General features: G+C 58.6%; 11 protein-coding genes. 6 read left to right on the top strand and 5 right to left on the bottom strand.

Translation table 11 applies throughout. From position 1 onward, the window contains the following. The first annotated feature begins 1 nt into the window (after position 1). The 4 genes from KI231_RS05550 (at position 2) to KI231_RS05535 (ending at position 5,023) form a co-directional block, all read left to right on the top strand. Entirely contained in the window at positions 2–937 is a 936-nt protein-coding gene (locus KI231_RS05550) for an ABC transporter permease (RefSeq protein WP_213027660.1), read from the top strand. After that, complete coding sequence (locus tag KI231_RS05545) at positions 927–1,736, top strand: ABC transporter permease (RefSeq protein ID WP_007967757.1); 810 nt, start codon at positions 927–929, stop codon at positions 1,734–1,736. Before KI231_RS05550 ends, KI231_RS05545 begins: the two co-directional genes overlap by 11 nt. Positions 1,737–1,900: 164 nt before the next feature. Then, positions 1,901–3,325, top strand: coding sequence for a gamma-aminobutyraldehyde dehydrogenase (locus tag KI231_RS05540; RefSeq protein ID WP_213027659.1), 1,425 nt, complete (start codon positions 1,901–1,903; stop codon positions 3,323–3,325). A 213-nt stretch (positions 3,326–3,538) separates the two neighbouring features. Continuing rightward, positions 3,539–5,023, top strand: a complete 1,485-nt coding sequence (locus tag KI231_RS05535) for an APC family permease (protein WP_213027658.1) — start codon at positions 3,539–3,541, stop codon at positions 5,021–5,023. Between the two features lie 75 nt (positions 5,024–5,098). On the opposite strand, the gene KI231_RS05530 is transcribed toward KI231_RS05535, so the two are convergent. Together KI231_RS05530 and KI231_RS05525 are read right to left on the bottom strand one after the other, a co-directional pair. Then, positions 5,099–5,500 (bottom strand): type II toxin-antitoxin system VapC family toxin, encoded by a 402-nt coding sequence (locus tag KI231_RS05530; protein ID WP_103306411.1) that lies wholly within the window; start codon positions 5,498–5,500, stop codon positions 5,099–5,101. Then, a complete protein-coding gene (locus KI231_RS05525; protein ID WP_082341390.1) occupies positions 5,500–5,745 on the bottom strand; it encodes an AbrB/MazE/SpoVT family DNA-binding domain-containing protein in 246 nt (81 codons plus the stop codon). The genes KI231_RS05530 and KI231_RS05525 overlap by 1 nt, the downstream gene beginning before the upstream one ends. A 419-nt stretch (positions 5,746–6,164) precedes the next feature. On the opposite strand from KI231_RS05525, the gene KI231_RS05520 reads away from it, so the two are divergent. Next, a complete protein-coding gene (locus KI231_RS05520; protein WP_213027657.1) occupies positions 6,165–6,677 on the top strand; it encodes a BRO-N domain-containing protein in 513 nt (170 codons plus the stop codon). 49 nt (positions 6,678–6,726) lie between these two features. Here the strand turns inward: KI231_RS05520 and KI231_RS05515 are convergent, their stop codons facing one another. Further along, complete coding sequence (locus tag KI231_RS05515) at positions 6,727–6,912, bottom strand: hypothetical protein (RefSeq protein ID WP_103306409.1); 186 nt, start codon at positions 6,910–6,912, stop codon at positions 6,727–6,729. Positions 6,913–7,316: 404 nt separating this feature from the next. Between KI231_RS05515 and KI231_RS05510 the strand changes: the two genes are divergently transcribed. Next, on the top strand, positions 7,317–8,945 hold the full coding sequence (locus KI231_RS05510; RefSeq protein ID WP_103306408.1) for a glucan biosynthesis protein D: 1,629 nt from the start codon (positions 7,317–7,319) through the stop codon (positions 8,943–8,945). A gap of 158 nt (positions 8,946–9,103) precedes the next feature. Here KI231_RS05510 and KI231_RS05505 read toward each other — a convergent pair whose 3' ends face one another. Both KI231_RS05505 and recJ read right to left on the bottom strand, forming a co-directional pair. Continuing rightward, positions 9,104–10,210, bottom strand: a complete 1,107-nt coding sequence (locus KI231_RS05505; RefSeq protein ID WP_213027656.1) for an NADH:flavin oxidoreductase/NADH oxidase — start codon at positions 10,208–10,210, stop codon at positions 9,104–9,106. 268 nt (positions 10,211–10,478) lie between these two features. Then, positions 10,479–12,188 (bottom strand): single-stranded-DNA-specific exonuclease RecJ, encoded by a 1,710-nt coding sequence (recJ, locus tag KI231_RS05500; RefSeq protein WP_103306406.1) that lies wholly within the window; start codon positions 12,186–12,188, stop codon positions 10,479–10,481. Positions 12,189–12,193: the final 5 nt, after the last annotated feature.

Raw genomic sequence — 12,193 nt, 5'->3', positions numbered from 1 at the left:
CATGAGCACGCTCGCGATGACTCAATCGCCGCCGTTGCGCAGGTTTTCCAACCTGCTCTATCGCAAGCCAAATCTGTATCTGTCGATGCTGCTGGTGCCGCCGCTGCTGTGGTTCGGCGCGATCTATCTGGGCTCGTTGCTGGTGCTGTTGTGGCAGGGGTTCTACACCTTCGACGACTTCACAATGGCGGTCACCCCTGACCTGACCGTGGCGAATTTTGCCGCGCTGTTTCAGCCTTCGAATTTCGACATCATCCTGCGCACGCTGAGCATGGCCATCGTCGTGTCGATTGCCAGCGCCATCGTCGCGTTTCCGATCGCCTATTACATGGCGCGCTACACCACCGGCAAGACGAAAGCGTTTTTCTACATCGCGGTGATGATGCCGATGTGGGCCAGTTACATCGTCAAGGCCTACGCGTGGACATTGCTGTTGGCCAAGGGCGGTGTGGCGCAGTGGTTTGTGCAGCACCTGGGACTTGAGCCGGTATTGCAGTTCATCTTGGGGATTCCCGGCGTGGGCGGCAGCACCTTGTCGACCTCGCATCTGGGGCGGTTCATGGTGTTCGTCTACATCTGGCTGCCGTTCATGATCCTGCCGATTCAGGCTTCGCTTGAGCGCTTGCCGCCGTCGCTGTTGCAGGCTTCCGCCGACCTTGGCGCCAAGCCGCGCCAGACGTTTATGCAGGTGATTCTGCCGCTGTCGATTCCCGGAATTGCGGCCGGTTCGATCTTTACTTTTTCGCTGACATTGGGCGACTTCATCGTGCCGCAACTGGTCGGCCCGCCGGGTTATTTCGTCGGCAGCATGGTGTACGCGCAGCAAGGTGCGATCGGCAACATGCCAATGGCCGCCGCGTTTACGTTGGTGCCGATTGTGTTGATCGCCATCTACCTGTCCATCGTTAAACGACTGGGGGCCTTCGATGCACTCTGAAAAGGCTTCACTAGGTTTACGCATCGCGGCCTGGGGCGGGTTGGTGTTTCTGCACTTCCCGATCCTGATCATCTTTCTTTACGCCTTCAACACCGAGGAAGCGGCGTTCAGCTTTCCGCCGAAAGGCTTCACGTTGCACTGGTTCAGCGTGGCGTTTTCGCGGCCTGACGTTCTGGAGGCGATCAAGCTTTCATTGCAGATCGCAGCCATCGCCACATTGATTGCGATGGTGCTTGGCACGTTGGCTTCGGCAGCTCTGTACCGCCGGGACTTCTTCGGCAAGCAGGGCATTTCGCTGATGCTGATCTTGCCGATTGCGCTGCCGGGGATCATCACCGGGATCGCGCTGCTGGCGACCTTCAAGACGCTGGGGATCGAGCCGGGGATGTTCACCATCATCGTCGGCCACGCGACCTTCTGTGTGGTGATCGTCTACAACAACGTCATCGCCCGCCTGCGCCGTACTTCGCACAGTTTGATCGAAGCTTCGATGGATCTCGGCGCCGATGGCTGGCAGACCTTTCGCTACATCATCCTGCCGAACCTCGGCTCGGCGTTGCTGGCTGGCGGCATGTTGGCGTTTGCGCTGTCGTTCGACGAAATCATCGTCACTACGTTTACCGCCGGGCATGAACGCACTTTGCCGTTGTGGCTGCTCAATCAACTGAGCCGACCACGGGATGTGCCGGTGACCAACGTCGTCGCGATGCTGGTGATGATGGTGACCATGCTGCCGATCCTTGGCGCTTATTACCTGACTCGGGGTGGCGAGAGTGTCGCGGGCAGTGGCGGCAAATGAATTCATAACCGACACCACAATCCCCTGTGGGAGCGGGCTTGCCCGCGATGGCGGTGCGTCAGCCACCATCAATTTTGAATGGGAAGGCCTCATCGCGGGCAAACCCGCTCCCACAGGGTTCTCGATTCGGCCAGAACAACAAAAGTGTTAGTGAGGACAAACCCATGCAAACCAAACTCTTGATCAACGGCCACCTGGTCAACGGCGAAGGCCCCGCCCAACCGGTGCTCAACCCGGCACTCGGCGAAGTGCTAGTGGAAATCAACGAAGCCACCGAAGCCCAGGTCGATGCCGCCGTACGCGCCGCCGACAATGCCTTCGCCGACTGGTCGCAAACAGCGCCGAAAGACCGCTCCCTGCTACTGCTCAAACTCGCCGACGCCATCGAAGCCCACGGCGAAGAACTGGCCAAACTCGAATCCGATAACTGCGGCAAACCCTACAGCGCGGCGCTCAACGACGAGATCCCGGCGATTGCCGACGTGTTCCGCTTCTTCGCCGGCGCCAGCCGTTGCATGAGCGGTTCGGCGGGTGGCGAATACCTGCCCGGTCACACCTCGATGATCCGTCGCGATCCGGTCGGCGTCATTGCCTCCATCGCGCCGTGGAACTACCCGCTGATGATGGTCGCCTGGAAAATCGCCCCGGCGCTGGCTGCGGGTAATACCGTGGTGCTCAAGCCGTCGGAACAAACCCCGCTGACCGCGTTGCGTCTGGCCGAACTGGCGTCGGAAATTTTCCCGGCCGGTGTGCTCAATCTGGTATTCGGCCGTGGTCCTACCGTCGGCAGTCCGTTGGTTACACACCCGAAAGTGCGCATGGTTTCGCTAACGGGCTCCATCGCCACGGGCGCCAATATCATTTCCAGCACCGCCGACAGTGTTAAACGCATGCACATGGAACTGGGCGGCAAGGCGCCGGTGATCATCTTCGACGACGCCGATATCGATGCGGCAGTTGAAGGCATTCGTACCTTCGGCTTCTACAACGCAGGGCAGGATTGCACCGCTGCGTGCCGGATCTATGCGCAACAAGACATCTACGACAAGTTTGTCGAGAAGCTTGGCGCGGCGGTGAGCACAATCAAGTACGGCTTGCAGGATGATCCGTCGACTGAGCTTGGGCCGTTGATCACTGCGCAACATCGCGACCGTGTTGCCGGGTTTGTCGAGCGAGCGGTGGCACAGCCACACATTCGCTTGATCACTGGCGGCAAGGCTGTCGACGGCAACGGGTTCTTCTTTGAACCGACCGTACTGGCCGATGCGCAGCAGGACGACGAAATCGTCCGCCGCGAAGTGTTTGGGCCGGTGGTTTCGGTGACGAAGTTCACCGATGAAGCGCAGGCGCTGGAGTGGGCCAACGATTCGGACTACGGCCTCGCTTCCTCCGTATGGACGGCGGATGTAGGACGCGCACATCGCATGTCGGCGCGTTTGCAGTACGGCTGCACGTGGGTGAACACGCACTTCATGCTCGTCAGCGAAATGCCCCATGGCGGTCAGAAGTTGTCAGGTTACGGGAAAGACATGTCCATGTATGGGCTGGAGGACTACACCACGGTTCGGCATGTGATGTTCAAGCACTAAAAGCATCGCTGGCAAGCCAGCTCCCACAAGGTTCAGTGCAGCCCTTGTGGGAGCTGGCTTGCCAGCGATGGCGTCACCTCGGTTTCAGGAAGGAAACCGGCATTACGCACCACCAGGATCCCAAAACAATAACTACCGATCCGGGCGGTGCCTGCATGGCCCCGCCACGGCCTTGGCCATCCGAAATCTGCCGATTTCACGGAGCAAACACATATGAGTGCCTCACCCGATCTCGCCGCAGCCGTTGCCGACAGCGATGCCGAACAACTGCGCAAACTGGGCTACACCTCGAACTTCAACCGCAGCATGAGCCTGTGGGAAAACTTCGCTTTAGGCTTCACGTATCTGTCACCGGTCGTAGGGGTTTATACCCTCTTCGGCCTGTGCCTCGCCGCTGGCGGGCCACCGATGTTCTGGGCCTACTTGCTGGTCGGTTGCGGCCAATTGCTGGTGTGCCTGATCTTCGGCGAAGTGGTTTCGCAGTTCCCGATTTCCGGCGGCGTGTACCCTTGGGCGCGCCGTTTGGTGGGCAAGAAATGGGCGTGGATGGTCGGCTGGATCTACTCCATCGCCCTCTGCGTGACCATCGCTGCAGTCGCCGTCGGTGCTGGACCGTACCTGGCCGCCATGCTCGGTTTTGAGCCGAGCAACAACACCAACATTGTCATTGCTTTGGTGCTGACCCTGTTCGCCACGCTGGTCAACCTCAGCGGCACCAAAGTGCTGGCACGGATCGCCATGTTCGGCTTCCTCTGCGAACTGGTCGGCGCGGTGATCGTCGGCGTTTACCTGCTGATCTTCGAACGCCACCAGCCGCTCAGTGTGCTGTTCAACACCTTCGACATCAGCGTCGACGGCTCGTACCTGCCGGCGTTCCTCACGGCTTCATTGGCGGGAATGTTCCTCTACTACGGCTTCGAGGCTTGCGGTGATGTCGCCGAAGAAACCCCGAACCCAAGCGCAAAAATCCCGGTGGCCATGCGCATGACCATCTACATTGGCGGCATCGCCGCGATGTTCGCTTGCCTGGCGCTGATCCTCGCCGTGCCGGATATGCAAGCGGTGATCAACGGCACCGACAAAGACCCGGTCACCACCATCCTCAACAATGCGTTCGGCCCGATCGGCTCTAAAGTGGTGATGGGCGTGGTGATGATTTCCTTCATCTCCTGCGTCATCAGCCTACAAGCAGCGGCGAGCCGCCTGCTGTACTCCTACGCTCGCGACGAAATGGTCATCGGCAGCCGACTGCTGAAGAAGATTTCTCCTACCACCCAGGTTCCGGTTGCCGCACTGTTCGTGTCCGGCGTCCTGCCCGCCCTGATCATCGCCCTCGGTTTCTTCCTGCAAGACGCAGTGGCGACCATCGTCAGTTTCGCCGCCATCGGTATCTACCTCGCGTTCCAGATGATCGTACTGGCCGCGCTGTACGCCCGCAGTAAAGGCTGGAAACCGAGCGGCAAATTCACCCTTGGTGCTTGGGGCTGGCCAGTGAATATCGGCGCGCTGGTGTATGGCGTTGGCGCAATCATCAACATGGCCTGGCCACGTACACCGGATGCGGCTTGGTATGTGAACTATGCGATGGTGTTGAGCACTGCGATCGTGATTGGCTTGGGCCTAGTTTATATGTGGATTGGCAAGCCGTATGACCATGGCAAGGCGCCGGCTGGGGATGCGTGGAAGGTGAGTCGATAAAGCAGAATCGCCCCGGTAGATTCATTGTTACCGGGGCGATTTGCGAGACCGCACGTCGTGTAGCAATCCATAAGCTCAGGACGGCGTTATCAATTCGACTGAAGGGAAATAATTGCGGTAACGCTTGGAGTCTCTTGTCAACAAGGGCAATTTTTTAACGGCCGCATGTGCTCCGATGAAAAAATCCGCCAGAACATTATGCTTTCCACCGCCAACCTTCCGATACTTCACGAAGGCCTTACCAGCTAAAAACAGTGCGGGTCTGGGAATGTCCTGCATGACCAATCCCAGTTGATTCACTACTCCGTCCAATGCCTCAAACGTCGAAAATGTCTGTGATAGCTCTGCATAAACTATCGGATTGATAGCTAACTCATGGATCAGTGATTGAGCACGAAGTTGCTGAATCGACCAATCGGCCCAGACCGGATCGTCTTCGAGCACATCAATCAACACATTCGTATCGACCAGCACCATCAATCATCCCCTCGGAGCAAGGCCATTAAATCATCGGTTCGCCATTTGATATCGGCTTTGCCCCTTACGGCATCAAATCGATCAGGAGCTCGCGCTTTTCCCGATTCGCGCTTAGCACTATGCAGAACCACTTCGCCATGATCGTTGACGCTGAACTCAATGGCCGAGCCCGGCGTAAGATGCAAAGCATCACGAATTGGCTTGGGAATTGTGACTTGCCCCTTGCTGGTCATGGTCGTCGACATGTCATACCCCTAAAGTATTACTCAATGGAACAACGTATTACTTGATCGAGATATCCGCAACCGCCGCTTATCGCAGGATTATTTTTACCGTATTGCAGGCCTCGACCTCTTAGCCCTGGTGGCACCCATGCAGTTCATTCCGTGGACCCAAATAGATAAAGGAAAAACTAAGGCTTGGGCGGTCGGTTGCTGCTGACACTACAAAATCAGGCATTTCCTACAGATACTGCCTTCAGAAATAAGCCCGCCTTCCTACAGAAGGTATCGATAGAGCCGACTTGGCGTCTTGGGTGGCTAGCCGATAGGCTTTCTCTCGGCGGCGAAATCAGCGGCCCGGTGTCGGAGCCGGAGTAAATATCAAAACGGCGTGACCGCACTCATTTGAGTGGCGGCTCTATTCTCAACATTGGAGTCGACAAATGCCTAACCACGTCCAAAATCTTTCTGAAAGTTCTGACTTCTTCACCCCCACAATCTTCACCCGCCACAACCGCTTCCTCCACGCCTTCATGCAAGACCACGAAGCCTGGTTCTGTGTTCAGGATCTCGGTCGTCTGATGGGCTATCCGCTAAACGAACGCCTCACCCTGAAACTCGATCCCGATCAGCGCCGCCATGTCCTCCTGCGTCGGGATGGCGAAATTATCGATTGCGCGATGGTCAGCGAATCCGGCCTGTACGCCCTGCTCGTCCATCACTTCGTCCCGGAAAACCGACACCTGCGCCAATGGCTGAGCCATGAAGTGATCCCGACGCTGCGCGAAACCCAATCAAGCCCTGTGGAAAACCACCCGAGCTTGAGCTCAATGCATTGGGCAGGCGTTACTGTGCCGTTGCTGCACTGGCAACAGCAGGCGTGGGTCAAATGGCGGGATGCGCCGGAGTTGATGCACGGCCAGCGGCCGTATCCAGTATTGGGAACGTGTAGCTGATCCAAATAAAAAGGGGCAGACCTTTAAGTCCGCCCCTTTTTATTTCCACTCAAAACCGCGAAACACTCCTCATCGCATCCACCAGGTACCTCATCGCGATCCGGTCGCTCTCCGAAAGCTCTCGATAACGCTCCACCAGCTTCAGCTCATCAGAGCTGAGCCGGCGTCTTTTGCGGCCGCTGCCGAGGCAGGGAAAGATGCCCAACATGTCGGTGATGCCTTGTATTTTTGCCATGGACGATGTCCTTCTCTAATACGTCAAAGAACTGCTCAACAACCACATCGCCCTGCCCCTTTCAGCAGCGTCGTGTGCCCCACCGGTCTGAAGGTTCGCGACCGGTCATGCCCATAGAATAGAAATTAAATCGGCGCTGAAAAGGGTTATTTAGAGTAATTAGTCGAAAAAAGCAGATATGCCGTGTAATTCAGAAAGCCCTGTCGGAAAAAATACTGACATGTCTTGTTTCATTGCCAGATTGAGCCTTGTAATCAATCATTTCTGCTCGACAATCGAACCGTTTAAGCTAGCCGGCATCTGTTTATAGTCCGTTGCGTTTGGCCGAAGGCTTGTCCGAACCGTAATTTCTGATCCAGCACGTGCCAGGAAAGGCGCGGGATTGCACACGACAGGTTGTATTTATGCACCGCAGGAATTTGCTCAAAGCGTCCATGGCCATTGCGGCTTACACCGGTCTGTCGGCCACCGGCCTGCTGGCTAGCCGTGCCTGGGCTGGCAATGGTGGCGCGGCTGATGGCGAGGCTCAGGCCTTTGACTTCGAAGCGCTCAAGCGTCAGGCCAAACAATTGGCCGGCAACGGCTATCAGGACACCAAGCAGGTGTTGCCGCCGACCTTGGCGACCATGACCCCGCAAAACTTCAACGCGATCCGCTACGACGGCGAGCATTCGTTGTGGAAGGAGAACAAGGGCCAACTGGACGTGCAGTTCTTCCACGTTGGCATGGGTTTCCGTCAGCCGGTGCGCATGTATAGCGTCGATGCCAAGACCCGTACCGCCCGCGAGGTGCATTTCCGCCCGGCGTTGTTCAACTATGAAAACACCTCGGTCGACACTCAACAGTTGAAAGGCGACTTGGGTTTTGCCGGCTTCAAGCTGTTCAAGGCGCCGGAGCTGGATCGACATGACGTGCTGTCGTTCCTCGGCGCCAGCTATTTCCGTGCAGTGGATGCGACTGGCCAATATGGCCTCTCCGCACGCGGTCTGGCGATCGACACTTACGCGAAAAAACGCGAAGAATTCCCTGACTTCACCAAGTTCTGGTTCGAGACACCGGACAAGAACGCCACGCGGTTCGTGGTCTACGCCCTGCTCGATTCGCCGAGCGCCACTGGCGCGTACCGCTTTGACATCGATTGCCAGGCCGAGCGCGTGGTGATGGAAGTCGACGCGCACATCAATGCGCGCACGGCCATTGAGCAACTGGGTATCTCGCCGATGACCAGCATGTTCAGCTGCGGCACCCACGAGCGCCGCATGTGCGACACCATTCACCCGCAGATCCATGATTCGGATCGCCTGGCGATGTGGCGCGGCAACGGCGAATGGATCTGTCGACCGCTGAACAACCCGGCGACTCTGCAATTCAACGCGTTTGCCGACACTGATCCGAAAGGTTTTGGCCTGGTGCAGACCGATCACGAGTTTGCCAACTATCAGGACACCGTCGACTGGTACAGCAAGCGCCCGAGTCTGTGGGTAGAACCTACAACCGCATGGGGCGAAGGCTCTATCGATCTGCTGGAAATTCCTACAACCGGCGAAACCCTCGATAACATCGTGGCGTTCTGGACACCGAAAAAACCGGTGGCCGCCGGGGATTCGCTGAACTATGGCTACAAGCTTTACTGGAGCGCACTGCCGCCAGTGGGTACGCCGTTGGCGCGAGTGCATGCCACCCGTTCCGGCATGGGGGGGTTCACCGAAGGCTGGGCGCCGGGCGAGCATTATCCGCCAGTCTGGGCCCGTCGCTTTGCCGTGGACTTCACCGGTGGCGGCCTGGATCGCCTGCCGCAGGGCACCGGGATCGAACCGGTGGTGACCTGCTCGAACGGCAAGGTGCAGGACTTCAGCGTGTTGGTGCTGGATGACATCAAGGGTTACCGGATCCTGTTCGACTGGTATCCGACCAGTGACAGCGTTGAGCCGGTGGAGCTGCGGTTGTTCATTCGCACCAATGACCGCACGTTGAGCGAGACCTGGTTGTACCAGTACTTCCCGCCGGCGCCGGACAAGCGTAAGTATCCTTGATGACTTGAGGTGCCTGGACGGGCCTCATCGCTGGCAAGCCAGCTCCCACAGTGTTCAACGTTGACACGTTGGCCGTGTTTCAACACAAAACCTGTGGGAGCTGGCTTGCCAGCGATGGCGGCTCCCCAGGCACTGCATAATCAAAAGATGAAAATCAATCAATCGCGCAAATCAGACTCATGAATCGGCTGATCACGATGAGTCGCGCGCTGATACTGCGCCGGCCACACCGCTTTGCGTCCACCGAGGTCATCATCGGCATGCAGCGGCCAGTAAGGATCACGCAGCAGTTCACGGGCGAGAAAGATGATGTCGGCCTGACAGGTACGCAGGATGTGTTCGGCTTGCGCAGGTTCGGTAATCATTCCCACAGTGCCGGTGGCGATGCCTGACTCTTTGCGTACACGTTCGGCGAAACGCGTCTGGTAGCCCGGTCCTACGGGAATCTCGGCGTTGGCGGCGGTGCCTCCGGACGAAACGTCAATCAGATCCGCGCCCAGGGTGTGCAGACGTCGCGCCAGCTCAACGGTTTCGTCCGGGTTCCAGCCGTCCTCGACCCAGTCGGTGGCCGACACGCGGACAAACAGCGGCAATTCCTCCGGCCAGACAGCGCGGACGGCTTCGGTGACTTGCAGTACCAGCCGAATGCGGTTTTCGAACGAACCGCCGTACTGATCGCGACGTTGATTGCTCAGCGGCGAAAGAAACTGATGCAGCAGATAACCGTGCGCGGCATGCACTTCAACCACACTGAACCCCGCCGTCAACGCACGTTTGGCGGCATCGACAAACGCCTGAATGACCTCGGCTACCTGCCCCTCATCGAGCTGTTTCGGTTGTGTGTGTTGCGGGTCAAAGGCAATCGGCGAAGGCCCGACCGGGGTCCAGCCGCCATCGTCGAGTTTGACGCTGCCGTGCTTGCCAATCCACGGCCGATGGGTGCTGGCCTTGCGCCCGGCGTGGGCCAGCTGGATGCCGGCGACAGCGCCCTGAGACGTGATGAAGCGGGTGATGCGTTGCAGCGGTTCGATCTGTTCGTCGTTCCACAGGCCGAGGTCTTCGGCGGTTATCCGTCCGTCGGCGGTGACTGCCGTGGCTTCGGTGAATACCAAGCCGGCGCCACCCACCGCGCGGCTACCGAGGTGGACCAGGTGCCAGTCGTTGGCCAGGCCATCGACGCTGGAATACTGGCACATGGGTGATACGGCGATGCGGTTGGGCAAGATCAGTTGGCGCAGGGTAAAGGGTTCAAGCAGCAGACTCATGGGGCACCTCTCGAATCAGTGGGCAGGCTCCAGGGTTCTGTTTGAAAAGTCGACGAGTGACAGAAAAAGGTACAGCACCCGCCCCCGCGGGCAAAAAAATCGACAAGACGTCACAAGGCCAATCAAGCAGTGCTTAGAGCCTAGTCGACAACCGGGGATGAGGGAGGGTTCAGAGTGATTCAGTGTGTGAAAGGGTGCTTTCGCGAGCAGGCTCGCTCCCACAAAGACAACACCGTACCTGTGGGAGCGAGCCTGCTCGCGAATGGCGTCAACGCGGTTCGATGTGGGCAATCATCAGTTGCACGGTTTCGTTGCCCCGGAACTCGTTCACATCGAGTTTGTAAGCCAGCTCAACCCATTGAATGGTCGGATTCGGCCAGACCTCGCGGTCGATACCGAACGCAATACCGTCGAGCTTCACCGACCCGCATTCGCTTTTCAGCACCACTTTCAGGTGCCGTTCGCCCACGACCCGCTGCTCGACCAACTGGAACACACCGTGAAACAGCGGCTCCGGGAAGTGCTGCCCCCAAGGTCCGGCGTGACGCAGGGCGCGAGCCAGTTCAAGGTGAAACTCTTCAACCGCCAGCGTGCCGTCCGAGAGCAAGCGCCCGGTCAGATCTTCTTCGCGAAGTTGCCTACGGACTTCAGCGTCGAATGCCTCGGCAAACAACGGAAAATTCTCCTGCGGCAAGGTCAGACCCGCGGCCATCGCATGGCCACCGTACTTGCTGATCAACTCCGGATGCTGCGCCGCTACCACGCTCAAGGCATCGCGGATATGAAAGCCCTGCACCGAACGCCCCGAGCCCTTGAGCAGGCCGTCGCCAGCATCAGCGAAGGCGATGGTCGGGCGGAAATAACGCTCTTTCATCCGCGAGGCGAGAATACCGATAACGCCCTGGTGCCATTCCGGATCAAACAGGCACAGACCAAACGGCATCGATTCGACCGGCAAGTCCTTGAGCTGCGCCAGCGCTTCACGCTGCATGCCCTGCTCGATGGATTTGCGATCCTGGTTCATGCCATCCAGTTGTGCGGCCATTTCCCGCGCCATATTGGCGTCGGCGGTGAGCAGGCATTCAATGCCCAGGCTCATGTCATCCAGACGCCCGGCGGCGTTCAGGCGCGGGCCGACGATAAAACCGAGATCGGTAGAGGTAATGCGTGCAGCGTCTCGCTTGGCCACTTCAAGGATCGCTTTGATCCCCGGCCGTGCGCGACCGGCACGAATCCGCTCCAGACCTTGATGCACCAGGATTCGGTTGTTAGCGTCCAACGGCACCACGTCGGCGACGCTGCCCAGTGCCACCAGATCCAGCAGTTCGCCGATATTCGGCTGCGGCTTGCTCTCGTACCAACCAAGACTGCGCAAGCGCGCACGCAATGCCATCAACACATAGAAAATCACCCCGACCCCGGCCAGCGCCTTGCTCGGGAATTCGCAGCCCGGCTGATTCGGGTTGACCAGCGCATCGGCCAGCGGCAGTTCGTCGCCGGGCAAGTGGTGGTCAGTGATCAGCACTTTGAGCCCATGACGCTTGGCGGCGGCGACGCCTTCGACGCTGGAGATACCGTTGTCGACCGTGATCAGCAACTGCGGCTCACGGGTCATGGCGACTTCGACGATTTCCGGGGTCAGGCCGTAGCCATATTCAAAACGGTTCGGCACTAGATAATCGACATGCGCCGCGCCCAACAGTCGCAGGCCGAGCACGCCGACGGTACTGGCTGTCGCGCCGTCCGCGTCGAAGTCGCCGACGATGAGGATGCGCTGGCGTTGTTCCAGCGCGGTCACCAACAAGTCCACCGCTGCGTCGATGCCCTTGAGCTGCTGGAACGGAATCAACCGCGCCAGACTTTTATCCAGCTCCGCCTCGGACTGCACGCCCCGCGCCGCGTACAGGCGGGTCAGCAGCGGCGGGATATCACCAAGAAATGGCAGAGTGGCAGGCAGTTGACGAGGTTCGATACGCATGGGGT

Origin of the sequence: Pseudomonas sp. Seg1 (assembly GCF_018326005.1) — a bacterium.
Lineage (GTDB): Bacteria > Pseudomonadota > Gammaproteobacteria > Pseudomonadales > Pseudomonadaceae > Aquipseudomonas.
This window is presented reverse-complemented; position numbering and strand designations above follow the sequence as displayed.

Coding starts and splice junctions, on each gene's coding strand:
- KI231_RS05540 (WP_213027659.1), top strand. CDS start 1,901: ATGCAAACCAAACTCTTGATCAACGGCCACCTGGTCAACGGCGAAGGC.
- KI231_RS05545 (WP_007967757.1), top strand. CDS start 927: ATGCACTCTGAAAAGGCTTCACTAGGTTTACGCATCGCGGCCTGGGGC.
- KI231_RS05530 (WP_103306411.1), bottom strand. CDS start 5,500: ATGGTGCTGGTCGATACGAATGTGTTGATTGATGTGCTCGAAGACGAT.
- KI231_RS05505 (WP_213027656.1), bottom strand. CDS start 10,210: ATGAGTCTGCTGCTTGAACCCTTTACCCTGCGCCAACTGATCTTGCCC.
- recJ (WP_103306406.1), bottom strand. CDS start 12,188: ATGCGTATCGAACCTCGTCAACTGCCTGCCACTCTGCCATTTCTTGGT.
- KI231_RS05525 (WP_082341390.1), bottom strand. CDS start 5,745: ATGTCGACGACCATGACCAGCAAGGGGCAAGTCACAATTCCCAAGCCA.
- KI231_RS05520 (WP_213027657.1), top strand. CDS start 6,165: ATGCCTAACCACGTCCAAAATCTTTCTGAAAGTTCTGACTTCTTCACC.
- KI231_RS05535 (WP_213027658.1), top strand. CDS start 3,539: ATGAGTGCCTCACCCGATCTCGCCGCAGCCGTTGCCGACAGCGATGCC.
- KI231_RS05550 (WP_213027660.1), top strand. CDS start 2: ATGAGCACGCTCGCGATGACTCAATCGCCGCCGTTGCGCAGGTTTTCC.
- KI231_RS05510 (WP_103306408.1), top strand. CDS start 7,317: ATGCACCGCAGGAATTTGCTCAAAGCGTCCATGGCCATTGCGGCTTAC.
- KI231_RS05515 (WP_103306409.1), bottom strand. CDS start 6,912: ATGGCAAAAATACAAGGCATCACCGACATGTTGGGCATCTTTCCCTGC.